Below are 25,153 nucleotides of genomic sequence, written 5' to 3'. Positions count from 1 at the left end.
GCTCAGACCGGGCGCTTGGTGCGCATCAGTTTCACGTACAGACGCTCGACCTTCTCCCGCGCCCACGGAGTTTTGCGCAAAAAGGTCAGGCTCGACTTGATGCTTGGGTCGCTCTTGAAGCAGCGGATATCGATACGCTCGGCCAGCCCCGACCACTCGTAGTGCGCAACCAGGGCGTTGAGGATTTGCTCCAGCGTCACGCCGTGCAGGGGATCAGGGTTGTGTTCGGTCATGCCGGGCCTTCGAACGATGAAAGGATGGGGAGCCGCGCACCTTAACGGAGGCTTTCGTCCGGTGGAAGGGCTCCGGACAGAGGCATTCGTCAGAGACTGAATTAACTGTAGGTGAGTTGGCCATCATCCGAGGGACAAACGTCAGGAGATAGCACCCGGCTCAGTAATAACGACGCGGGTCCGAATCGATCAGGCTGGCCAGCTTGGTCAGGGCAAACCGCAATTCGTCCTGGCTGGTGGGCGACATCAACACCAGTCGCACGCAGCGCGTAATGCCGTTACGCTCGGCCTGGAACTGGGTACCGCTGAGGACCAGCACACCGTTGGCACGGGCCAGCATGGTGAATTCGTCGCTGGTCCAGGGCTCGGGCAACGTCAACCAGACGTGGTAGGAATACGGCTGGGTCTTGAGCTCGAAATTGGCGAAGATTTCCTGAGCGATCGCCTGCCGCCCGGCGGCCTCGTTGCGCTGAATGCGTATCAGCTTTTTATCCAACCCCTCGGTGATCACGTTGCTGGCCAACTGAGCGGTCAATGGCGACGGCATCCAGACGCTGCTGCGCACCATGGAGGTCAGGCGCGACAGCAGTTTCGGCGGGCTATAGAGATAGCCAATCCGCAAGGCCGGCATGACCGACTTCGACAGACTGGTCAGGTACACCGAACGATCCGGGGCAAACGCCGACAGCGGCTTGATCGACGGGTCGGTGGCCAGAAAACCGTAGATGTCATCGTCCAGGATAATGAAGTCGAACTCCTCGGCCAACGCCGCGATTTGTGCCCGACGTTTTTGCGACATGATCGCCGCCGTTGGGTTCTGGCACGTCGCCACGCAGACCAGCATCGCCGGTTTCTCACGCTGGCACAGCTCACGCAGCGCTTCGGGAATGATCCCTTCATCGTCCATTGGTACGCCACGCAGGCGTCGTTCGAGTCCATGGGCAAGGGAAATGATGCCGGGGTAGCAGAGCTCCTCGCAGAGCACCAGATCACCGGCGTTGGTCAACGCACTCATCGCGACCATCAAACCATGCTGTGCGCCGGCGGTGATCACCACTTGCTGCCATTGTGCATCGGGCAACGAATGGCGCAGCCATTGCGCGCCCGCCTCGCGATGAGCCGGATGACCGCCATCGGGGGCATAGTCGAGGGTATGGGCAAAATCCGTGCTTTTGGCCATGCCCACCAAGGCTCCACGCAACCAGTATTCCAGGGTTTCGCTGTAAGGCTTGATGATCGAAAGGTCCAATAACTCAGACTGCCCAAGATTCAGCGAAACGGCACTGTTGCTGGCCGGCAGTTCCAACTGTTTCTGGTTGAGCACATAAGTGCCACGCCCCACTTCCCCCTGCACCAGACGCCGCCGATGGGCTTCGCTATAGGCACGACTGATGGTACCGGGCGTGACATTCAGCGTGGTGGCCAGCTCCCGCAGGGTCGGCAGACGATCACCTTCGTTCAACACGCCGTTGCTGATATCGCGCGCCAACGCGTCGGCAATCGACAAATACATCGGCTGGCTGAACTCGCTTAGCTGAGGAACCCACATGAATGATCGCTACCCATCGTAGAAATGATGAATATCCGAGCATATCACATGGTGGTTAGGCAACTAATAAATGGATTAAATCAATAAATTGAGTCGATTGATTCGGCGAATGAATCGAAAAGCATCTTTCATGCAAAATATTTTTCAAAAACGATATTTTCTTATAAATCAAATAGTTATTTGAAAAAAGCCTGACAAATACAGCTTGATAGCAAAAAAACATCTCGTAACAACCTCCTCGCCTATTGAATCAACTCAATTCATTCAAATACACTCATCTCGAATCGAATCAATCGACTCAATCTCATTCTGAATCACCGCGTGCCAGCCACGCCAAGCCGAGACATCATGGACACACTCAGAAAGGATCTATCCCTGTCAGCGATCATTGCAGGCTTCATCGCCGTGATCATTTCCTATGCCGGCCCGCTGATCATCGTGTTTCAGGCGGCCCGGGAGGCACACCTGCCCAATGATCAAGTGTCGTCCTGGATCTGGGCTATTTCTATCGGCAGCGGCATTACCGGTCTGTTATTGAGCTGGCGCTTGCGGATTCCGGTGATTACGGCATGGTCGACACCGGGTGCGGCGTTGCTGGTGTCGATGCTGCCCACGGTCTCCCTGCCCGAGGCCATCGGCGCCTATGTGGTGGCTTCGGTGATTATCGCGGTGGTCGGCTTGTCCGGTGCGTTCGACAAATTGATGAGTCGCCTGCCAAAAGCCATCGCCGCCGCCATGCTCGCCGGCATCCTGTTTCGTTTCGGCGCTGAACTCTTCACCTCAATCAAGCTGCAGCCGAGCATGGTGCTGTCAATGATCGCGGCGTACCTGCTGTTCAAACGCTTTTCACCGCGCTACGCCATCCTGTCGGTATTGATTGTCGGCTGCGCCGTGGCCGCCTCGTTCGGTGGACTCAACACAGGTTCGATCACCGTCGATGTCGCTCACCCGATCTTCATTGCCCCGCAGTGGAGCTGGCACGCGATCATCAATATCGGCCTGCCGCTGGCCCTCGTCACCCTGACCGGGCAGTACGTGCCGGGCATGGCGGTGTTGCGCACCTCGGGCTACAACACCCCCGCGCGCTCGATCATTTCGGTCACAGCCATCGGCTCGATTTTGATGGCGCCATTCGGCTCCCATGGCTTAAACCTGGCAGCCATCACCGCCGCTATCTGCACCGGCCGCGAAGCCCATGAAGATCGCGACAAGCGTTACATCGCCGGGATCGCCTGCGGGGTGTTCTACATTCTGATGGGCATCTTCGGCGCGACCCTCGCTTCGGTGTTTTCTGCCTTGCCCAAAGAGCTGATCGCCTCCCTCGCCGGCCTGGCCCTGTTCGGGGCGATCAGCGCCGGGCTGACCGGAGCCATGGCTGACGAGAAACAACGCGAAGCGGCGCTGATCACCTTCCTGGTCACCGCCTCGGGCATGAGTTTCCTGGGGCTGGCCGCTGCATTCTGGGGGCTGATCTTCGGGCTCGTGGCACATTTCGTACTGACCTACACCCGGGAAAGCAAATCCGGCACCGTCGTCGAGGGCAGCCGACCATGACCGCTCGTTACGACTTCATCGTGGTTGGCGGCGGGATTGCCGGGGTATCCGCCGCCTATGAACTGGCGGCTCACGGCAGCGTGTGCCTGCTTGAACGCGAACCACAACTGGCCTATCACACCACCGGGCGTTCGGCGGCGATTTCCATGGAAAGCTACGGCAACCAGCAGATCCGCTCGCTGACTTGTGCCTCCCGGAGCTTTTTCGAGAATCCGCCCGAGGGGCTCGCCGAACATCCATTGTGGGCACCACGGGGTGCGTTGATCGTGGCCCAGGCGGCACGTGTGGATAAGTTGGCCGCCCGTTTCACCGCGGTTCTCGGGCAGGTGCCGACGGCGCAGTTCCTCGACGAGAAACAAGTCCTTGAACTGGTGCCTTACTTGGCAGAGGGCGCGTGGAGCGCGGGGATTTTCGAACCCAGCGCCTTCGATCTGGATGTACACGGCATTCATGGTGCCTATCTTGGCGGCCTGCGCGCTCGCGGCGGTGTGGTCAAACGTGAGACCGAAGTGTTGCGGGGCCAGTACCGTGCCGGTCACTGGACGTTACACACCCAGGATGGCCAGCACCTCGAGACCGCGATTGTGGTCAACGCCGCCGGCGCCTGGGCCGATGAATTGGCCGAGCGCTGCGGTTTGCCGAAGGTAGGTGTGCGGCCACTGCGCCGCACGGTGCTGGCGGTCGATCCGCAATGCGACGTGCACCGCACACCATACCTGGGAACGGTCGACGAAGACATTTTCATCAAGCCGGAAGCCGGACGCCTGATCGTCTCGCCTTGCGATGAAAGCCCGTCGTTGCCTTGCGATGCCCTGCCGGATGAACTCGATCTGGCCATCACCATGGATCGCCTGCAAAACACCACACGGCTGCGCCCTCGCTCGATCATCAACAAGTGGGCAGGCCTACGCACCTTTGTTGCCGACCGTTCGCCGGTATTGGGCCAGGACCCGTTGCAGGAAAGTTTCATCTGGCTTGCCGCACTGGGCGGCTACGGCATTCAGGCCGCACCGGCCATTGCCCGGTTGTGCAGTCACGCCGCACTGGGCAACGCAATGCCGTCCGACCTGGCGGCCCTGCACCTCAACTACCAGCACTTTTCCCCGGCGCGTTGCCGTGACGAGGAATTCTCGGCCCTGGCCGTGCGACAGGTTGCCGACTTGCACTAACCCCCCAACCCACTAACAAGGATCGTCATCATGCAGACCAACGCTCAACTCCAGCCCTTGGCCAAACCTTTTCTGGGCGAAGAAAACGTCATCTTCACCGACAAGGCCCCGCTGCCTCTGGGCACTTACTCCCAAGGCATCAAGGTCAGTCATGGGCAGACCATCTACCTGTCGGCACAGACCCCGGTCTCGGCGTTGAACAATGAAGTGCTGGCTCAGGATTTCGAAGGGCAACTGCGTCAGACCCTGGACAATCTGGCGCAGATGGCCGAAGCCGCGGGCGGCACTCTGGCGAACGTGGTCAAGGTCACTGCGTTCATCACGGACCTGAGCGAGTTCCCGACCCTGAACCGGGTCATGGAAGAGTATTTCACCCAGCCTTATCCAGCCCGCACCACCGCCGGCGCCAGCGCCTTGGCGCGCAATACCCTGGTCGCCATCGACGCCATCATGGTGGTCTGAAAAAAAATCTTCGGATAGCGAAGTACCCGTCGGTCCGGCGCATCGGAGTGATCCGTGTTTCCGCGCTGAACCGACGTTGTCAGGGAAGCGTACTTTCAAGGGTTGGCCATGAAGAAGTCTTACAGAGAGTATGTATTGCAGTGCCTGGCTTGCGAACGCCGCTACCAGCCACATGAAGTCAGCTACTACTGCCCCCATTGCAAAATCGATGGTGCTCTCGATGCGCTCTACGATTACCCGACACTGGCACGCGAATGGTCACGGGACAGTCTGGCTCATGACCACGCCCGGGGAATGTGGCGTTATGACCGGCTGATGCCGCTGAATTCCACGCAGTTCATTCCACCATTACTGGTGGGTAACACGCCGTTGTATTCACGTCCCGAATTGCTCGGCAGAGAGGCGCCAATCAAGGTATTCATCAAGGATGAATCCCGGCAGCCTACCGGCTCATTGAAGGATCGCGCCAGCGCCCTGGCTGTAGCCCATGCGATGCAATCCGGTGCGAGCACCGTCGCCGTCGCCAGCACTGGCAACGCTGCTTCGGCGCTGGCCGGAATGAGCGCGAGCCTGGGTCTGCGCAACGTGATTTACCTGCCAAAAAGTGCTCCCCGCGAGAAACTCGCACAAATGCAGGGCTACGGTGCCGAGATCGTACTGGTCGATGGGCAATACGACGAAGCGTTCGAACAATGCTTCGACGCCTGCGAAACCCATGGCTGGTACAACCGCACCACCGGCATCAATTCGTACATGAGCGAAGGCAAGAAAACCGTGGCTTTCGAGATGTGCGAACAGCTCGCCTGGCAAGTCCCGGATCTGGTGTTTGTCCCAGTCGGCAATGGCTGCATCCTGGGCTCGGTGTACAAAGGCTTCTTCGATCTGCTGCAACTGGGCTGGATTGAACGCATGCCACGGCTGATCGGCGTACAGGCGCAAAACAGCAATTTCATGTATCGAGCCTGGCGCAGCGACCAGCCGATGCAGCAGACCGAACGCATTACGCCTACCAGCCTCGCCAGCAGCATCAACGTGGCCCTGCCGCGCGACCGTCTCAAGGCCTTGCGCGCGGTAACGGCCAGCGAGGGCGAGTTCATCTGTGTCAGTGACCCGAGCATTGTCGCAGCGGCGTCCAGACTGGCCGCCAGCACCGGCGTTTTCCCCGAAGCCGGGGCAGCCAGCGCCTTCGCCGGTCTGCTCAAGTACGCCGAAGAACACCCCGACACGCCGCAAACCGCCGTGGTGCTGATCACCGGCAGCGGTCTGAAAGACACGTCCATTTTTCTTTCCGATACCAGCAAAAGCCAGTCACGGGTGTTGCCGCGTCACGCGCCAGCCCCCTTGGCTGAAGCACTCATTTAAAGGAATGCCCTCCATGAGCCTGCAGAATCTAGACCCCACCCTCGCTCGCCTGATCGGCCGCGAACGCAACCGCCAGGAAACCCACCTGGAGTTGATCGCCTCGGAAAACTACGTCAGCGAAGAAGTGCTGGAAGCCCAAGGTTCGGTGCTGACCAACAAGTACGCCGAAGGCTACCCAGGCAAGCGCTATTACGGTGGCTGTAAAGTGGTCGACGAGATTGAAAGCCTCGCCATCGAACGTGCCTGCAAACTGTTTGGTAGCGAATATGCCAACGTCCAGCCGCACTCCGGCTCCCAGGCCAACCAGGCCGTGTTTCTCGCTGTGCTCAACCCTGGCGACACGATTCTGGGAATGTCCCTGGCCGATGGCGGCCACTTGACCCATGGCGCCTCGGTAAACTTCTCCGGCAAGTTCTACACCGCCTATTCTTACGGCCTGGAAAAACACAGCGAAACCCTCGACTACGCCGAGATGGAAGCCCTGGCCCGGGAACACCGACCGAAAATGATCATTGCCGGTGCCTCGGCGTATTCAAGGACCATCGACTTCCAGCGTTTTCGCAACATCTGCGATGAAATCGGGGCGTACCTGATGGTCGACATGGCGCACTACGCCGGACTCATCGCAGCCGGCCTGTACCCCTCGCCGGTCGGCATTGCCGACTTCGTCACCTCGACCACTCATAAAACGCTGCGCGGCCCACGGGGTGGTCTGATCCTGGCCAAACGCGAACATGCGGCGTTGCTCGACAAGACGATATTCCCGGTCTATCAGGGCGGACCTCTGATGCACGTCATCGCCGCCAAGGCCGTAGCGCTCAACGAAGCCCTCGGCGATGAGTTCAAGCACTATCAGCAACGCGTCATCGACAACGCCAGGACCATGGCGAATATCCTTACTCGACGCGGCCTGCGGGTGGTGTCAGGGGGCACCGACTGCCACATGTTCCTGCTCGATCTGCGCGCGAAGAACATCACCGGAAAAGATGCCGAGGCGTTGCTCGAGAGCGCCCACATCACCTTGAACAAGAACGCGATCCCCGACGATCCGCAAAAACCTGCGATCACCAGCGGCATCCGCATTGGTACACCCGCCCTGACCACGCGGGGCTTCGGTGAAGCCGAATGCGCCGAAGTGGCCAACCTGATTGCCGACCTGCTTGAGCAACCGACCAATGCGGCACTGCTGGACAATGTCCGTCGACGGGTGATGCATTTGTGTGAATGCTTCCCGGTCTATCTGTTGAATTAACGGCCCTGAAACATGGCGAGGCGGACTATTCAGTCCGCCTTTTTTTTGCGCCACCTGGCACTGCGGCGACCGGTCGCAGCCGACTGTTACCAAATCCGAAATGATCCATGTCAGTAAAAGCCCTTTCTCAATGTGTTACAGAACATTATCCTTACGCCCGTCCTGCTGAAACGCTTCTCCCCTGCTGCATTCCTGCTGCGTTCAGCGCATCCCCTTTAGAAAAAGATCAAGAATTCCTTCTCTATGCCTGATTTTCAAACTCCGCGAGACAGCGCTGTCTCACCCGCTGTGTCCAGCCGAAAAGCCCTGAAGCTGATCAGCGGGTTCACCGCTCTGGGCCTTGCCACTTGCGCCCAGGCCGCGCCAGCCTTCGATAGCAACTCGCCATGGATGCTGGGTGACTGGAACGGCACTCGCACCGAACTTTCGGAAAAAGGCTACGACTTCAAAGTCGATTACACCGGTGAAATGGGCAGCAATTTGCACGGCGGCTACGACCATGACCGTACCGCGCGCTACAGCGATCAGTTTGCCTTGGGCACTCACCTGGACTTGCAGAAGATTCTGGGTTGGGACGACGCTGAGTTTCAGCTGACCATCACCGAACGCAATGGCAACAACATCAGCAACGACCGGATCAACGACCCGCGTGTCGGCGGTTTCACCTCGGCGCAGGAAGTCTGGGGTCGTGGCCAGACCTGGCGCCTGACGCAGATGTGGTATCAGCAGAAATTCTTCGACCAGAAGCTCGACATCAAGGTCGGCCGCTTCGGCGAGGGTGAAGACTTCAACAGCTTCCCCTGCGACTTCCAGAACCTGGCGTTCTGCGGCTCCCAGGTCGGTAACTGGGTCGGTGGCATCTGGTACAACTGGCCCGTCAGCCAGTGGGCCATGCGCGTCAAATATCACCTGACGCCCGAGCTTTACGCACAAGTCGGGGCTTACGAGCAAAACCCGTCCAATCTGGATCGCGGCAACGGTTTCAAGCTCAGCGGCAGCGGCACTCAGGGCGCAATCCTGCCGGTAGAACTGGTCTGGACCCCGAAGCTCAATGGCCTGCCGGGTGAATACCGCGCCGGTTACTACTACAGCAGCGCCAAGGCCAGCGACGTTTATAAGGACGGCAATGGCCAGCCGGCCGCCCTGAGCGGCGAGGCTTACCGCAGTGCATCGAGCAAACATGGCGTATGGCTCGGTATTCAGCAGCAACTGACCAGCCGCGCCAGCGACAACTCACGCGGCCTGAGTGTGTTCGCCAATGCCACGATGCACGACAAGAAGACCAACGCCATCGACAACTATGTCCAGGCCGGCGTCGTCTACAAAGGCCTGTTCGATGCCCGCGCCAAAGACGATATCGGCTTCGCCCTGGCCCGTGTCCACGTCAACCCGGCCTACCGCAAGAACGCCGAGGCCACCAACCAGGCCCGCGCCGTCCAGGACTTCGACGATCCGTCGTTCCTGCCCCCGCAAGACACCGAATACAGCAGCGAGCTCTATTACGGCGTGCACGTCACCAACTGGCTGACCGTGCGCCCGAACCTGCAATACATCCGCCACCCCGGTGGCGTGGACAAGGTCGACGACGCGCTGATTGGCGGGATCAAGATCCAGTCATCGTTCTGATCAAACGCATAAAACCTGTGGGAACTGGCAAGCCTGCTCCCATCAGGACCGCATCAACCAAACACTTTTTCGATGAACCATGCCCGCGCCAGATCGTCATCTACAGTGAACTTGCGCGGCACTACTTAAAACGTCACGGAGAACCACACTATGAGCACTGATGGTGCTTTGAGTCGAAGCCGTTTATTGCCGACCCTGCTCGGCATTCTGCTTCTACTAATGGGCCTGGCCTTGCTGGCCGGGGGAATCAAGCTGAGCATGCTCGGCGGCTCGCTGTATTACCTGCTGGCCGGTATCGGCCTGTTGGTGGCTGGTGGGCTGCTGCTGGCCGACCGTTATGCGGCGCTGAGCGTGTACGCGGTGGTGCTATTCGCCAGTACCGTCTGGGCACTGTGGGAAGTCGGTCTGGACTGGTGGCAACTGGTGCCGCGTCTAGCACTGCTCTTTACCCTCGGCATCGTAATGCTGCTGCCATGGTTTCGTCGCCCGTTGCGTCGCGGCGACTTCAACCCGGTCGGCACCGGTGTGCTGAGTGCTGCCGTGGTCATCGCCGGTATCGCCGCGCTGGCCAGCCTGTTCACCAACCCCGGTGAAATCAAAGGCCAACTGGACCGTGACACCGTGCCTGGCATGAGCAACACCGCCCCGGCCATGCCGGATGGCGACTGGAACTCCTACGGCCGCAGTGCCCATGGCGATCGCTACTCGCCACTGGCGCAAATCACCCCGCAGAACGTCAGCAAACTGGTTCCCGCCTGGACTTTCCGCACCGGTGACCTGCCTGGCCCGAACGACCCGGGCGAAACCACCGCCGAAAACACCCCGCTCAAAGCCAACGGCATGCTCTATGTCTGCACGCCGCACAGCCAGGTGATCGCACTGGACCCGGACACCGGCAAGGAAATCTGGCGTTTCGATCCGAAGCTCTCCACGCAGAACGCGGCGAACTTCAAGGGTTGGGCGCACATGACCTGCCGTGGCGTGACCTATCACGATGATGCCGCCTACGCGTCCGAGCAGAGCCCGACCGGCACTGCCACCCCGCCAGTGACCAGTGTCTGCCCGCGCCGTATTTTCCTGCCGACCGCCGACACCCGCCTGATCGCCCTGAACGCCGACACCGGCAAAATGTGCGAAGACTTCGGTAACGGTGGCCAGGTCGACCTGACCGCCAACATCGGCAGCTTCACCCCTGGTGGTTACTACTCCACTTCGCCACCGGCGGTCACCAAAGACCTGGTGGTGATTGGCGGCCACGTCACCGACAACGTTTCCACCGACGAGCCAAGCGGCGTCATCCGCGCGTTCGACGTGCACACCGGCAAACTGGTGTGGAACTGGGACAGCGGCAATCCGGACGACACCACGCCGATTGCCGAAGGCAAGGTCTACACCCGCAACTCACCGAACATGTGGTCCATGTTCGCCGTCGACGAAAAACTCGGCATGCTCTACCTGCCGATGGGCAACCAGACCCCGGATCAGTTCGGTGGCGCGCGTACCCCTGAATCGGAACTGCACTCCGCCGGCCTGACCGCGCTGGACATCGCCACCGGCAAAGTGCGCTGGCACTTCCAGTTCACTCACCATGACCTGTGGGACATGGACGTCGGTGGCCAACCAACCCTGATGGACCTGAAAACCGCAGACGGTGTGAAACCGGCGGTGCTCGCGTCCACCAAGCAAGGCAGCATCTACGTGCTGGACCGCAGCAACGGCCAACCGATCGTGCCGATCAATGAAATCCCGGTGCCGCAAGGCGCGGTGGAAGGCGACCACACTTCGCCGACCCAACCGATGTCCGACCTGAACTTCGTGCCGCCTACCCTCAAGGAACGCGACATGTGGGGCGTGACCCCGTTCGATCAGATGCTGTGCCGGATCGACTTCAAATCCCTGCGTTACGACGGCATGTTCACGCCGCCGTCGCTGCAAGGCTCGATCGTTTATCCGGGTAACTTCGGCGTGTTCGACTGGGGCGGCATGTCGGTTGACCCGGTGCGTCAGATTGCTTTCGTGAACCCGAGCTACATGGCGTTCAAATCGAAACTGATCCCGGCCGCCGAAATCGCCAAACAAGGCCCTCGCGTCAGCGAAACCCAAGGCGTACAGCCCAACAAAGGCGCGCCATACGGCGTGATCCTCGAAGCCCTGCTGTCGCCAATGGGCCTGCCGTGCCAGGCACCGGCGTGGGGTTACGTGGCGGCGGTCGACCTGACCACCCACAAAACCATCTGGAAGCACAAGAACGGCACCGTGCGCGACAGCTCGCCGGTTCCGATCCCTCTGAGCATGGGCGTACCGAGCCTGGGCGGGACCTTCACCACTGCCGGTGGCGTGGCCTTCCTGAGCGGCACCCTCGACCAGTACCTGCGCGCCTACGACGTGAAAAACGGCAAGCAGCTGTGGGAAGGCCGCCTGCCAGCCGGAGCGCAAACCACACCGATGACCTACACCGGCAAGGACGGCAAGCAATACGTGCTCGTTGTTGCGGGTGGTCACGGCTCGCTGGGCACCAAGCAAGGTGACTATGTGATTGCGTACAAACTGTCGGAATAAGCGGTAGCGGCAGTTAAAACAAAGGCGACGCCCTGTGAGGGGCGTCGCCTTTTTTTGTGGGCGCTGCAATCCCCGCCATCCCCAAAATCCCTGTAGGGCGGCGTGCATCTTTTGATCTGGCTTTTGACCTTGATCCACCCGCACCTGTCAAAACCCTGAACACACACTCTGAAATAGCCAGGGCCATTGAAACCACCCCCCACCTGCCCCATCTAAGATCCATACCCTATTGCGCAGGTGCCCCATGACCGACCAGCAAGAATTCCCTGAAGACCCGAGCGAATACGCCGAAACAGACAAAAACGAACACCCTTCAACCGGCAAAGGCCTCACCCTGCCTGGCCAGAACCTGCCGGACAAGGTCTACATCATCCCGATCCACAACCGGCCTTTCTTCCCGGCGCAAGTGCTGCCGGTGATCGTCAACGAAGAGCCGTGGGCCGAGACTCTCGAACTGGTGAGCCAGTCCGACCACCATTCCCTGGCCCTGTTCTTCATGGACGCCCCCCAGGACAACCCGCGCCATTTCGATACCAAAGCCCTGCCGGAATACGGCACGCTGGTCAAAGTCCATCATGCCAGCCGCGAAAACGGCAAACTGCAATTCGTCGCTCAGGGCCTGACCCGGGTGCGCATCAAAACCTGGCTCAAGCACCATCGCCCACCGTACCTGGTGGAAGTCGAATACCCGCATCAACCCACCGAGCCGACCGACGAGGTCAAGGCCTACGGCATGGCGCTGATCAATGCGATCAAGGAGCTGCTGCCGCTGAACCCGCTGTACAGCGAAGAGTTGAAAAACTACCTCAACCGCTTCAGCCCCAACGATCCGTCACCCCTGACCGACTTCGCCGCCGCCCTGACCTCGGCCACGGGCAGCGAGTTGCAAGAAGTGCTCGACTGCGTGCCGATGCTCAAGCGCATGGAAAAAGTCTTGCCGATGCTGCGCAAGGAAGTCGAAGTCGCGCGCTTGCAGAAAGAGATTTCCGCTGAAGTTAACCGCAAGATTGGCGAACATCAGCGCGAGTTCTTCCTTAAGGAACAACTCAAGGTCATCCAGCAAGAGCTGGGGCTGACCAAGGACGATCGCAGCGCCGACATCGAACAGTTCGAGCAACGCCTGACGGGCAAGGTGTTGTCGCCCCAGGCGCAGAAACGCATCGTTGAGGAAATGAACAAACTGTCGATCCTCGAAACCGGATCGCCGGAATACGCGGTGACCCGCAACTACCTCGATTGGGCGACTTCGGTGCCGTGGGGCGTGTATGGCGAGGACAAACTCGACCTCAAGCATGCGCGCAAGGTGCTGGACAAACACCACGCCGGCCTCGACGACATCAAGGACCGCATCCTCGAGTTCCTCGCAGTCGGTGCCTATAAAGGCGAGATCAGCGGCTCCATCGTGTTGCTGGTGGGCCCGCCGGGCGTGGGCAAGACCAGCGTTGGTAAATCCATCGCCGAATCCCTCGGTCGACCGTTCTACCGCTTCAGCGTTGGCGGCATGCGTGACGAAGCCGAGATCAAGGGCCATCGCCGCACCTACATCGGTGCACAACCGGGCAAACTCGTCCAGGCGTTGAAAGACGTCGAAGTGATGAACCCGGTGATCATGCTCGACGAGATCGACAAGATGGGCCAGAGCTACCAGGGCGACCCGGCCTCGGCGCTGCTGGAAACCCTCGACCCGGAACAGAACGTCGAATTCCTCGACCATTACCTGGACTTGCGCCTGGACCTGTCGAAAGTGCTATTCGTCTGCACCGCCAACACCCTGGACTCGATCCCCGGCCCGTTGCTGGACCGGATGGAAGTGATTCGCCTGTCGGGTTACATCACCGAAGAAAAAGTTGCCATCGCCAAGCGTCACCTGTGGCCGAAACAGCTGGAAAAGGCCGGCGTATCCAAAGGCAACTTGAGCATTAGCGACACTGCATTGAGGGCCTTGATCGACGGCTATGCCCGTGAGGCCGGAGTCCGTCAGCTGGAGAAAAACCTCGGCAAACTGGTGCGCAAAGCGGTGATGAAACTGCTCGATGAACCGAAAGCCGTCATCAAACTCGGCCCCAAAGACCTGGAAGCCTCACTCGGCCGCCCGGTGTTCCGCAACGAGCAAGTGCTGTCCGGCGTCGGCGTGATCACCGGGCTGGCCTGGACCAGCATGGGCGGCGCGACCCTGCCGATCGAAGCCACGCGCATCCACACCCTCAACCGAGGCTTCAAACTCACCGGGCAGCTGGGGGACGTGATGAAAGAGTCGGCGGAAATCGCCTACAGCTACGTCAGCTCCCATCTGAAGCAATTCGGCGGTGACCCGACATTCTTCGATGAAGCCTTCGTCCACCTCCACGTACCGGAAGGCGCAACACCGAAAGACGGCCCGAGCGCCGGCGTGACCATGGCCAGCGCCCTGCTCTCCCTCGCCCGTAACCAGCCACCGAAAAAAGGCGTAGCCATGACCGGTGAACTGACGCTGACCGGGCATGTACTGCCGATTGGCGGCGTGCGCGAAAAAGTCATCGCAGCGCGTCGGCAGAAGATCAATGAACTGATTTTGCCGGAGCCGAACCGCGGTAACTTCGAGGAGTTGCCGGACTACCTGAAGGAAGGCATTACCGTGCACTTTGCCAAACGCTTTGCGGATGTGGCGAAGATATTGTTCTGACCCGTAACCTGATCGTTTCCATGGGTTGGGAATAATCAGACTCAGCAAAAAGCCCGCTGACCTTTTAAGGGGGCAGCGGGCTTTTCATTTGTGCTACGTCTGCGGATCTAGATTATCGAGCACGCGGTTCATCATCGACTATCAAGCTCGCCTCCACGAATGCTGTCTCAAAAACTCACGAAACTGAGTTCTGAATACGACATCCCGATCATTTGACTCAGTTTCAAACGATTCTGAGACAAGCGTAGGAGCTGCCGCAGGCTGCGATCTTTTGATCTTAAAAAATCAGATGCGGATCAAAATCAAAAGATCGCAGCCTGCGGCAGCTCCTACAGGGGAGCGGCGTACACCCGCCCCTCACCACTCAACAGGCCGAGCGTTAGCTCGCCTGCCGCCTTTGATCTTGATCTGCCCGCCCCTTCGGGAGGCTGAGCGGAGGTGTTCATCTGGGGATTGGCGCGCAGCGCCGTTCGACGCAGTCGAACCCATCGCATGTAGGTTGAAGCGAAGCCAACCGTAGGGCGATGCTCCCAGATGGATACCGGAGCGAAGGAACGCCGAGCCTTAGCGAGGGGCCGGACGCTTGGGGCGAGTGAAGGGATCAACCACATAGGTAACAAAACAGTTCAGGCACATAGGTAACACCTGACTACTTACTTCTGATCACCTTGAGCGTTACATAGTCATCCTTGGCGTCTTTTTCATCAATGCGACCTAATACTACCGGCCCAAAAACGATGTCCCAAAGCCCTCCGTTTATGCTCTCCAACCCGACTATTTCATGCTTGAGTACATAGCCCACATAAATTCTGAGCCGGCCCTTGTTCACTACCCCGTTTGAATCCACTCGATAAGCTTCGACATGACTTGGGTATCTCATCTCCGGCAGCCTTTCCGGATAAGTTCGTGACGAACTTGTGTAACACGAGCCCGGTGTTTTCTGCCCGAGCGCCTCATGCACACGCTCATGATTGTAGTGCTGCATGAACAGATCGAAATGTTTCTGCTGCGCACCCCACTCGATCTCCGGCGGCCTTGGCAACGTGCTTTTAAGCGTGCGGTGCATGCGTTCATGCCGTCCGTTCTGCTCTGGTCGACCCGGCTGAATCCTTTCGTGGATGATCCCCAGACGGGCCCACCAGATGGACAACTGCGACAACCCAGCACGCCCACCGCTGGCGAAAGGAACACCGTTGTCGGTACGGATCCGCTCAGGCATTCCATACATCTTAAACAGCCGCTCGAAGGTTGCCTTGGCGTCCTTGAAAGTCGTGCTGGGCATGCTCTCACAAGCCAGTAGAAAGCGACTGGCGTGATCCATCACGGTCAGGGGGTAACACCAGGCACCGTCTCCCGTCAGGTATTGGCCTTTGTAATCGGCACTCCAGAGCTGGTTTGGAAAGTCGGCCTTCTGAAGCGGCTTGGGATAAATGGCGACACGCTGACGTAAACGCCGCGGCGTCACCAGCCCCGCCTTTTTCAGCACGTTGTAGATTGTGGTTTTAGAGGGCGGGGGCTGATCCGGAAATCGCTCACTTAGAGCTGTCTGAATCTTCTTCGGACCTGGAGTCGTTTGTCCTTGAACGCGTAGCTCAAGAATGGCTTCCTTGACTGCAAACGGCACGGCTTGAGCTTGGGAATGCCGCTTGCGACTGCACTCCATCAAGCCGTTAACGCTGTCCGCGTTGTAGCGCGCCACCCACTTGTAACCAGTTTTGCGACTGATGCTGTGAGCCGCACAGAGTTGACTGAAGTTGAGTCGACCGGACAGATAGTCGGCAATGAACATCACTTTCAGGTCCATAGGTTTCAGCTCTCGCCACGGCATGGTCAGATCCTCGGAATCGACCAGTGCCAGTTAAAAACTGTTACCTATGTGCTTGAACTGTTTTGTTACCTATGTGGGTGAGTCATACCCGAGCGTTTTTTGCTTCCTTTTTTAGGCGCTTGTAAAAAAGGGAGTCGCCGTAAGGGCGAAACCATAAGCCGCCGTTACCGCAGAAATGGATATGTACACCACCAACAAGAACATGGTCGGCCCGAAGGCCGCCAAGATCAAGCCGGTTCTTTTTTCACTCTGAACCAAGCCGCATACAACGCCGGCAAGAACAGCAACGTCAACGCCGTCGCCACAATCAGCCCGCCCATGATCGCCACCGCCATCGGCCCGAAAAACACACTGCGCGATAATGGAATCATCGCCAGCACCGCCGCCAGCGCGGTCAACACAATCGGCCGGAAACGTCGCACCGTCGCCTCGATGATCGCCTGCCAGGGCTTGAGCCCGGCAGCAATGTCCTGCTCGATCTGATCCACCAGAATCACCGAGTTACGCATGATCATCCCGGACAGCGCGATGGTCCCGAGCATGGCGACGAAACCGAACGGCTGACGGAACACCATCAGAAACAACGTCACCCCGATCAACCCCAGCGGCGCTGTCAGAAACACCATGGCAGTGCGTGAGAAACTGCGCAGTTGCAGCATCAGCAACGTCAGCACCACCACGATGAACAGCGGCACGCCGGCCTTCACCGAGTTCTGCCCACGAGCCGAGTCTTCCACCGTACCGCCGACTTCCAGCAGATAGCCGTCCGGCAGTTCGGCGCGGACCGGATCGAGGGTCGGCATGATTTGCTGCACCAGTGTCGCCGGTTGTTCCTTGCCGTAGATGTCGGCGCGAACCGTCACGTTGGGCAGGCGGTTACGGTGCCAGATGATGCCTTCTTCAAAGCCGTATTCCAGCGTGGCAATCTGCGACAGCGCCACGCTGCGACCGTTGTCGGTCGGCACGGCCAGGCTCGGCAGCAATGCCAGTTCAGTGCGCTCATGCACCGTGCCGCGCAGCAGGATCTCGATCAATTCGTTGTCTTCGCGGTACTGACTGACACTGGAGCCGGTCAGCGAGCTTCGCAGGAACCCCGAGAGGTTCGCCGTGCTCACGCCCAGCGCCCGCGCGCGATCCTGATCGACGTTCAGGTACACGACTTTGCTCGGCTCTTCCCAATCCAGATGCACGTTGGCCACGTGTGGGTTCTCGCGAACCTTGGCCGCGACTTTACGTGCCAGGGCGCGGACGTCCGCAATGTTCTCACCGGTGACCCGGAACTGCACCGGATAGCCAACCGGCGGGCCGTTTTCCAGACGCGTGACCCGCGAGCGCAGGGCCGGGAATTGTTCATTGAGGGTTTCGATCAGCCAAGTGCGCAGGGCTTCGCGGTCTTCGATGGTTTTGGCCAGGACAACAAATTGCGCAAAGCTTGCAGCCGGAAGTTGCTGGTCCAGCGGCAGGTAGAAACGCGGCGAACCGGTGCCGACATAAGCCACATAGTTGTCGATCCCGGCGTGATCCTTGAGCAGGCCTTCGAGACGCTTGACCTCCTCGGCGGTGTTGCTCAGGGAGGCACCTTCGGCGAGTTTCAGATCAACCATCAATTCCAGTCGCCCCGATGCCGGGAAGAACTGCTGCGGCACGAAACGGAACAGCACCACGGACGCGACGAACATCACGATGGTCAGCACGATCACCGTTTTGCGTCGGCGCACGCACCACTCCACCAGCCGTCTGACGCGCTGATAGAACGGCGTGCCGTAAGGGTCGGGTTGGCCGTCGCCAGTGCCGTGTTTGGCGGCGTGAATTTTCGCCAGGTCCGGCAGAAGTTTCTCCCCCAGATAAGGCACAAAAACCACGGCGGCCACCCACGACGCCAGTAGCGCGATGGTCACCACCTGGAAGATCGAGCGGGTGTACTCGCCGGTGCCCGATTGCGCGGTGGCGATCGGCAGGAAACCGGCGGCGGTGATCAACGTACCGGTGAGCATCGGGAACGCGGTGCTGGTCCAGGCATAGCTGGCGGCCTTGATCCGGTCGAAGCCCTGCTCCATTTTGATCGCCATCATTTCCACGGCGATGATCGCATCATCCACCAGCAAGCCCAGCGCCAGCACCAGCGCGCCGAGGGAAATCTTGTGCAGGCCTATCCCTAAATAATACATGCAGGCGAACGTCATCGCCAACACCAGCGGTATCGCCAGCGCTACGACCATGCCGGTGCGCACGCCGAGGGAGAAGAAGCTCACCAGCAACACAATCGCCAGGGCCTCCACCAGCACCTGAACGAACTCGCCCACACCGGTTTTCACCGCGGCGGGTTGATCGGAGACTTTGCGCAACTGCATGCCGGCCGGCAGGTTTTGCTGAATCCGGGCGAACTCGATTTCCAGCGCCTTGCCCAATACCAGAATATCGCCACCGTCCTTCATGGCCACCGCCAGACCGATGGCGTCTTCAGCCATGAAGCGCATGCGCGGCGCCGGTGGATCATTGAAGCCACGACGAACGTCCGCCACATCACCGATGCGGAACGTGCGATCTGCAACGCGGATCGGGAAGTTCTTGATCTCGTCGACTGTCTGAAAATTCCCCGAGACCCGTAGCTGCAAACGCTCGCTGGTGGTTTCGAAGAAGCCTGCGGTGGACATCGCGTTCTGTTCTTCAAGTGCCTGCTGCACCGCCGCCAACGGCACCCCGAGGGTGGCCAGTTTAACGTTGGAGAGTTCGATCCAGACCTTCTCGTCCTGCAACCCGAGCAGGTCGACCTTGCCCACATCCTTGACCCGTTGCAGCTGGATCTGGATGCGGTCGGCGTAATCCTTGAGCACTGCGTAATCAAAGCCCTCGCCGGTCAGGGCGTAGATGTTGCCGAACGTGGTGCCGAATTCATCGTTGAAAAACGGGCCCTGGATACCCGGTGGCAGGGTCTGGCGAATATCGCCGATCTTCTTGCGGACCTGATACCAGAGGTCCGGGATATCCACCGAATGCATGGAATCGCGCGCCATGAACGTCACCTGGGACTCGCCCGGGCGGGAGAACGAGGTGATCCGTTCGTACTCCCCGGTTTCCATCAGTTTCTTTTCAATACGCTCGGTGACCTGGCGCGAAACTTCCTCGGCCGTGGCCCCCGGCCAGTTGGTACGAATTACCATGGCCTTGAAGGTGAACGGCGGGTCTTCGCTTTGGCCAAGCTTGGTGTAGGACAACGCCCCGACCACAGCCAGCAGGAGCATCAGGAACAGTACGATCTGGCGGTTACGCAGCGCCCATTCGGATAGATTGAAACCCATCGGGGATTACTCCTTGTGCGCCAGATTGACCACGCGATTGGAGCGATCCACCGGGCGCACTTGCTGCCCGTCGTGAAGCACATGAACACCGGCCGCCACCACCCAGTCGCTGGCGTTCAGTCCCTCGAGCACCGGCACGGTTTTCTCGCCAAATGCACCGACCCGCACCGGGACTTTTTTCAAGGTGTTGTTGGCGCCGACCACCCACACGTAGGTGGCGCCGTTTTCTGCGGTGAGGGCCGACAGCGGCACTGACAACGGCACCACTTCGGCAGTCTGGATGAACACCCGGGCGCTCTGGCCGAGTTCGGCGGGAACCTTGCCGGCGGTAAAAGCGATACGGGCGGCAAAAGTGCGGGATTTGGGATCGGCGGCAGGCGACAACTCACGGATCTGCCCAGGGAAACGCTGATAGGGTTGGGTCCAGAGCTCCACCGAGACCGGCTGACCGACCTTGAAGCGGCCGAAGCTCTGTTCCGGCAGGCTGATCAATACTTCGCGCTCGCCATCGGTGGCCAGGGTAAACACGGTTTGCCCGGCCGCCACCACTTGCCCGACTTCAACCGCACGCTTGGCCACCACGCCATCCTGCGGCGCACGCAGCACCGCGTAACTGGCCTGATTGGTCGAAACGTTGAATTCGGCTTTGATTTGCTTGAGGCGGGCCTCACCGGAGCGATAGAGGTTTTCCGCGTTGTCGTACTGCGAACGGCTGACCATCTGCCGCTCCATCAGGGTCTTGTAGCGATCACGCTCGGCGCGCACCAGGTTCAGATTGGCTTCGGCAGCCGCGACCTGGGCACGGGTGGCTTCCAGTTGCAGGCGCACGTCCTGAGGATCGAGTTCCGCCAGGGGTTGGTCAGCCTTGACCCGCTGCCCTTCTTCGACCAGTCGTCGGCTGACTTTGCCGCCAATCCGGAAGGCAAGGTCCGGCTCATAACGCGCGCGAACTTCGCCGGGATAGCTTTCCATTGCCTGGGCCGAGGGCTCTGGCTGCACCACCATGGCCGGGCGCACGCTGACCGGAGGGGCTTCTTCATGGCCACATGCCGACAATAAAAAAGCCAGACTGACCGGCAACGCGAGGGGCAAGGCAAAGCGCAGCATGGTGAACGACCTTTCGCTAATGGGGCTTGGAATAATTATACTGACCAGTATGTTATTAATAGCAAACTCACCAGTCCAGTATTAAAAGCGAAGAATGTCAGACAATCTTTCCACCCCAAGCGGTCCGGGCCGCCCCAAGGATCTGGCCAAGCGCCGGGCAATCCTCGACGCGGCGAAAATCCTGTTTTTGAGTAAGGGATACGCCAACACCAGCATGGATGCCGTAGCGACTGAGGCCGGCGTGTCGAAGCTGACGGTCTACAGCCATTTCAACGACAAGGAGACGCTGTTCTCTTCCGCTGTCGTGGCCAAATGCGAGGAGCAATTGCCTCCGCTGGTTTTTGAATTGCCGGACGGCGTCGCCGTGGAAACCGTGCTGCTGAACATCGCACACGGCTTTCATCAACTGATCAACAGCGACGAATCGGTGAACCTGCACCGGCTGATGATGACGCTGGGCAGCCAGGACCCGAAACTCGCACAGATCTTCTTCGAGGCCGGGCCGGAACGCGTGCTGCACGGCATGGAGCGTTTGCTGAGCAAGATCGATCAGAGTGGCGTGTTGAGCATCGACAAACCGCGCAATGCCGCCGAGCACTTCTTCTGCCTGCTCAAGGGCGCGGGGAATTTCCGCTTGCTGTATGGCTGCGGCGAACCGGTAACCGGGGATGCGGCCGAAGCCCATGTGCAGGAAGTGGTGGGATTGTTTATGCGGGCGTATCGGCCGGAGTCGGCCTGATAGATATTTGGCGTGATGATCGTTCCCACGCTGCGTGGGAACGATCAGTGAAGGCGACTCGATCTTAAGGCTTGAGCGCTTTCTTCGGATAAATGTCATACCGGCTGGACTTGCCGTCCAGCGCATGGCTCGGCTTCGGCCCATCGATGCACGGCGCCTTGCGCGGGCGTTTGACCACCACCCGGTGACTGGCCAGGGCCAAGGCCGCTGCGAGCAGGGCCGGTGCATCCGGATCATCGCCGACCAGCGGCCGGAACAGGCGCATTTCCTTCTTCACCAACGCGGTTTTCTCACGATGGGGAAACATCGGGTCGAGGTAGATCACCTGCGGCGGCTCGCCTTCCCAGTTGCGCATCACCTCGATCGAATTGCCCTTGAGCAAACGCATACGCGCCACGATCGGCGCTACGTCGAAATCTTCCGCGCCGCGTGCCAGACCATCTTCAAGCAAGGCGCCGATCAGCGGCTGGCGCTCGATCAGGCTCATCTCGCAGCCCAGGCTGGCCAGCACGAACGCGTCCTTGCCCAGCCCGGCCGTGGCGTCCAGCACCCGTGGCCGCACGCCTTGGGCGATGCCGACCGCCTTGGCGATCATCTGACCGCTGCCGCCGCCGTACAACCGACGATGGGCCGCGCCACCCTCGACGAAGTCGACCCGCACCGGCCCCGGAGCATCCGGCCCCAGTTGTTGCAGTTGCAAACCCTGCTCACCCACCTGCAAGGCAAACTCGCCGTCATCCACCTGCAACGGCAAACCCAGGCGCTCGGCCCATTGCTCGGCCTGTGGCTGGAACGTCGCGCCCAAGGCTTCGACATGGATGCGGCAGGCCGCAGGTTGCTCAATCATGGGAAAACACGCTCAAAAAATTAATGATCGGCAAAAACGGCCGATAACCAAACTATCGAGCATTTTGCCAGAGCTGAGCGTCGACCGAGAAAAATGTCAGGCATTCAACGCACATCGATAGGTTACATCTCGCCCCACGGCGATTTTGGCCTGCGAAACTCCCAAGCACTGAGCGGCGTCAGTCACCTGTGGCAAGATTTTTTTGCCCAGGCCCTGGCCGATCAGTCGGGCGATGTGGTGCCGGCGTCTCTGGACTTCCCGCCGGTCGATCTCGACAGCCCGGTCGAACCGACCGTCGGCAGCGAGCTGCTGGCGCACATCATTTCCCAGCGCGAATGTGATGTGAAAGAAACCGAAGTCCGTCCGCCGGAGCCATTGTTCCTGCCGATTGCCGAGTTCGAAATGGACCTGGCCGATAAACCGTTCCCACCGTTCCCGCCGGAAGAAATCGTCGCGCAACAGAAACAGCAGGACTTCGAAAGCGGCTGGGTTCGCCCGATCGTGCTCACCGCCGGTCAACCGCTGCCCGAGCCTGGTGCCGCGCCGCAACCGCGTCCGCTGCACTTGCCAATCGCCGAGTTCGAACTCGACCTGCTGGACAAGCCATTCCCGCCGTTCTCACCGCAAGAGTTGGTGGAACAGCAGAAACAACTCGATTTCGATAACGGCTGGGCGCGCCCGATCGTTCTGCAGAACCTGCGCATCGCCGCATAACCCCTCAGCGGCCCAACCATCACGGCCCGACCTCGTCAGCCTTTGAAGAATTGATTGGCCTTCTGGAACGGCATCGACCGGGAAGTGAAGCCAAAGGTCCCGTGTTGCTGGATTTCCTCGGCCGCGCGCAAGAACTCGCCATACGCTGCCAAAGCCAGGGCTGAACCGACGCTGATGCGTTTGACGCCCATTTCGCTCAACTGCGCTACCGTCAGCTTGAGCCCGCCGGACATCAACACATTCACCGGTTTCGGTGCCACGGCGCGAACCACCGCCAAGACCTCTTCGGCATTGCGCAGGCCTGGGGCGTAAAGCACGTCCGCGCCGGCCTCGGCGAATGCCTGCAAACGGCGAATGGTGTCGTCGAGGTCAGGATTGCCGTGCAAATAGTTCTCGGCACGCGCCGTCAACGTGAAGGGGAAAGGCAAACTGCGCGCTGCTGCGACAGCGGCTTCGATACGCGCCACGGCATGCTCGAAGCAGTAGATCGGACCGTCTTCACGCCCGGTGGCATCCTCGATCGAACCGCCTACGGCACCGGCCTGAGCGGCCCGCAGAATACTTTGGGCGCACTCGGCAGGAGCGTCGGCAAAGCCGTTTTCGAGATCCACCGCGACCGGCAAATCAGTGGCCGCAACAATCGCCTCAACGTTTGCCAGGGTATCGTCGAGCGTCAGCCCACCATCAGGACGGCCCCGGGAAAAGGCATAACCGGCGCTGGTGGTTGCCAGTGCCTCGAAGCCCAGGCTGGCAAGCATTTTCGCTGAGCCGGCGTCCCAGGGGTTGGGAATGACAAAGGCGCCCTCGCGTTCGTGCAGTGCTTTGAACGCCTGGGCTCGAAGGGTTTGCGCATCCATTGGCAGACTCCTGAAAAAGGGAAAACCCGCTTCAGAGCAAACCAAGTTGCTCGGCGGCGGGTTCTCTGTATAGCTCAGGCAGCGGCGGCAAGCCAGGCAAACGCTGCATCAGTTGTGCGTGAAAACGTTGTGCCAGTTTCGCCGCCAGCAGGTTATCGGCGGTGTGCAGAAAGATATACGGCGTGCGGCCCTCTTCGATCCAGACGGCGATTTTCTCGACCCATGGCACCAGGAACGGATCGTTGGCTTCCAGTTCGGGGTGGCCGATGAAACGCACCTGTGGAAACTGAGTGAACGCCGCAGGGCGAGGCGGCACCCTGGGCTTTTTCGATTGGGCGTGGAGTACCGAAGGATCGGTCGAGGTGCAGCTGAACAGCGCGCGCGGATCGAGGCAGATGCGCTCGACGCCACGATCCAGCAGCAGGCGATTGAGCATTCGCTCGGCATTGCCCTTGGCAAAGAACTCGTCATGCCGCACTTCGACCGCCAACGGCCGGTCCACCGCATCAATAAAACCGGCCAGTTCCGACAGTCGTTGCGGGGTGAAGCTTTTGGACAATTGCAGCCACAATGGCGAAACCCGCTCCCCCAGAGGGCTGAGCAATTGCAGGAACGTTTCTGTGGCGGTCAATTGGTCGCGCAGGTCACCGCTGTGGCTGATATCGCCGGGGAATTTGGCGGTGAAGCGAAAGTGTTCGGGCATGGTCTCGGCCCAGCGCTGCACGGTGGCGGCAGCCGGGCTCGCGTAGAAGGTCGTATTGCCTTCCACGGCGTTGAACACTTGAGAATAAAGATCAAGAAACTCGGCGGGCCTGGCGTCCTGTGGATACAAGTAGTCGCGCCAGGCGTTTTCGCTCCAGGACGGGCAGCCGAGGTAATAAGGCAGCATCAGATGTACAGGTCGAGACCCAGCACATCCGCATCCCAGTCGACAAAAGTGGCCGTGCTCAGGTAACTGGCCAGTGCCATCGCCACGCTTTTGCTCATGGCGCGGTGATAAATCATGTCTTGTTGACGCGCGGGAAGATTGCTCAGGCGTTGCGCGGAGGCTTTGGCGGCGCGGGCGGCCAATTGCTCTTCGGTAGGGAATTCCAGCTCGCCGTCGACATCGACGGAGTCATCCTCAGACACATGGCCTTTACGAGGCTTGCGCTTGATTGGGTAGGACTGGGAGGAAACGCCGTCTATACGCATAAGTGCATGCTCGGTATCGATGATGGCAGTTTAGTGGCGCATTACCCACTTCGCAAACCGCCGAGTGATAACTAGAACACAGAAAAGCGAAAAGGTTTAAAAGCGGCGGGCAGAAACTGATGATTAGCTGCGGTTGGAAC

General features: G+C 59.7%; 19 protein-coding genes. 10 read left to right on the top strand and 9 right to left on the bottom strand.

The window, feature by feature from the left end; all coding sequences use genetic code 11:
* Positions 1-2: 2 nt before the first annotated feature.
* Together LOY28_RS05255 and LOY28_RS05250 are read right to left on the bottom strand one after the other, a co-directional pair.
* Positions 3-233, bottom strand: a complete 231-nt coding sequence (locus LOY28_RS05255; protein ID WP_018926655.1) for a VF530 family DNA-binding protein — start codon at positions 231-233, stop codon at positions 3-5.
* Positions 234-393: 160 nt separating this feature from the next.
* The gene (locus LOY28_RS05250) at positions 394-1,782 is read right to left on the bottom strand and encodes a PLP-dependent aminotransferase family protein (RefSeq protein ID WP_018926656.1); all 1,389 of its coding nucleotides are present in this window, start codon (positions 1,780-1,782) and stop codon (positions 394-396) included.
* A 348-nt stretch (positions 1,783-2,130) separates the two neighbouring features.
* Between LOY28_RS05250 and LOY28_RS05245 the strand changes: the two genes are divergently transcribed.
* From LOY28_RS05245 to lon, 8 genes are all read left to right on the top strand, one after another.
* A complete protein-coding gene (locus tag LOY28_RS05245; protein ID WP_018926657.1) occupies positions 2,131-3,336 on the top strand; it encodes a benzoate/H(+) symporter BenE family transporter in 1,206 nt (401 codons plus the stop codon).
* Positions 3,333-4,505 (top strand): FAD-binding oxidoreductase, encoded by a 1,173-nt coding sequence (locus LOY28_RS05240; RefSeq protein WP_018926658.1) that lies wholly within the window; start codon positions 3,333-3,335, stop codon positions 4,503-4,505. Before LOY28_RS05245 ends, LOY28_RS05240 begins: the two co-directional genes overlap by 4 nt.
* Positions 4,506-4,535: 30 nt before the next feature.
* Positions 4,536-4,967: a Rid family detoxifying hydrolase gene (locus LOY28_RS05235; protein WP_007941724.1), complete on the top strand. Its 432-nt coding sequence runs from the start codon at positions 4,536-4,538 to the stop codon at positions 4,965-4,967.
* A gap of 108 nt (positions 4,968-5,075) precedes the next feature.
* Entirely contained in the window at positions 5,076-6,329 is a 1,254-nt protein-coding gene (gene thrC, locus LOY28_RS05230; protein ID WP_026286467.1) for a threonine synthase, read from the top strand.
* A 13-nt stretch (positions 6,330-6,342) separates the two neighbouring features.
* Entirely contained in the window at positions 6,343-7,581 is a 1,239-nt protein-coding gene (gene glyA, locus LOY28_RS05225) for a serine hydroxymethyltransferase (protein WP_018926660.1), read from the top strand.
* Between the two features lie 243 nt (positions 7,582-7,824).
* Positions 7,825-9,207, top strand: coding sequence for a carbohydrate porin (locus tag LOY28_RS05220; protein ID WP_018926661.1), 1,383 nt, complete (start codon positions 7,825-7,827; stop codon positions 9,205-9,207).
* A 150-nt stretch (positions 9,208-9,357) separates the two neighbouring features.
* A complete protein-coding gene (locus tag LOY28_RS05215; protein WP_018926662.1) occupies positions 9,358-11,766 on the top strand; it encodes a glucose/quinate/shikimate family membrane-bound PQQ-dependent dehydrogenase in 2,409 nt (802 codons plus the stop codon).
* Positions 11,767-12,010: 244 nt separating this feature from the next.
* Positions 12,011-14,428: an endopeptidase La gene (lon, locus tag LOY28_RS05210; RefSeq protein WP_111454750.1), complete on the top strand. Its 2,418-nt coding sequence runs from the start codon at positions 12,011-12,013 to the stop codon at positions 14,426-14,428.
* 649 nt (positions 14,429-15,077) lie between these two features.
* Here the strand turns inward: lon and LOY28_RS05205 are convergent.
* The 3 genes from LOY28_RS05205 to LOY28_RS05195 form a co-directional block, all read right to left on the bottom strand.
* Positions 15,078-16,256, bottom strand: a complete 1,179-nt coding sequence (locus tag LOY28_RS05205) for an integrase core domain-containing protein (RefSeq protein WP_086944034.1) — start codon at positions 16,254-16,256, stop codon at positions 15,078-15,080.
* A 227-nt stretch (positions 16,257-16,483) separates the two neighbouring features.
* Entirely contained in the window at positions 16,484-19,555 is a 3,072-nt protein-coding gene (locus tag LOY28_RS05200; protein WP_018926665.1) for an efflux RND transporter permease subunit, read from the bottom strand.
* Positions 19,556-19,561: 6 nt separating this feature from the next.
* Positions 19,562-20,662, bottom strand: a complete 1,101-nt coding sequence (locus LOY28_RS05195; protein WP_258613168.1) for an efflux RND transporter periplasmic adaptor subunit — start codon at positions 20,660-20,662, stop codon at positions 19,562-19,564.
* A 94-nt stretch (positions 20,663-20,756) separates the two neighbouring features.
* Here LOY28_RS05195 and LOY28_RS05190 point away from each other — a divergent pair, with 94 nt between their 5' ends.
* A complete protein-coding gene (locus LOY28_RS05190) occupies positions 20,757-21,401 on the top strand; it encodes a TetR/AcrR family transcriptional regulator (RefSeq protein WP_018926667.1) in 645 nt (214 codons plus the stop codon).
* Positions 21,402-21,465: 64 nt separating this feature from the next.
* On the opposite strand, the gene LOY28_RS05185 is transcribed toward LOY28_RS05190, so the two are convergent.
* Positions 21,466-22,248, bottom strand: coding sequence for a class I SAM-dependent methyltransferase (locus LOY28_RS05185; protein ID WP_086946360.1), 783 nt, complete (start codon positions 22,246-22,248; stop codon positions 21,466-21,468).
* Positions 22,249-22,341: 93 nt separating this feature from the next.
* Here LOY28_RS05185 and LOY28_RS05180 point away from each other — a divergent pair, with 93 nt between their 5' ends.
* Positions 22,342-22,962 (top strand): hypothetical protein, encoded by a 621-nt coding sequence (locus tag LOY28_RS05180; RefSeq protein WP_018926669.1) that lies wholly within the window; start codon positions 22,342-22,344, stop codon positions 22,960-22,962.
* 35 nt (positions 22,963-22,997) lie between these two features.
* On the opposite strand, the gene LOY28_RS05175 is transcribed toward LOY28_RS05180, so the two are convergent.
* The 3 genes from LOY28_RS05175 to LOY28_RS05165 are packed head-to-tail and all read right to left on the bottom strand — an operon-like array spanning position 22,998 to position 25,013.
* Positions 22,998-23,819, bottom strand: a complete 822-nt coding sequence (locus tag LOY28_RS05175; protein WP_086946358.1) for an oxaloacetate decarboxylase — start codon at positions 23,817-23,819, stop codon at positions 22,998-23,000.
* A gap of 31 nt (positions 23,820-23,850) precedes the next feature.
* Positions 23,851-24,711 carry a DUF72 domain-containing protein gene (locus LOY28_RS05170; protein ID WP_258614413.1) on the bottom strand — a complete coding sequence of 287 codons (861 nt, stop codon included), beginning with the start codon at positions 24,709-24,711 and terminating at the stop codon, positions 23,851-23,853.
* Positions 24,708-25,013: a hypothetical protein gene (locus tag LOY28_RS05165; RefSeq protein WP_018926672.1), complete on the bottom strand. Its 306-nt coding sequence runs from the start codon at positions 25,011-25,013 to the stop codon at positions 24,708-24,710. The genes LOY28_RS05170 and LOY28_RS05165 overlap by 4 nt, the downstream gene beginning before the upstream one ends.
* Positions 25,014-25,153: the final 140 nt, after the last annotated feature.

It is taken from the genome of Pseudomonas sp. B21-017 (assembly GCF_024749245.1).
Lineage (GTDB): Bacteria > Pseudomonadota > Gammaproteobacteria > Pseudomonadales > Pseudomonadaceae > Aquipseudomonas.
Note: the sequence above shows the minus strand (reverse complement) of the source record. Positions and strands in the feature narration are given on the sequence as shown.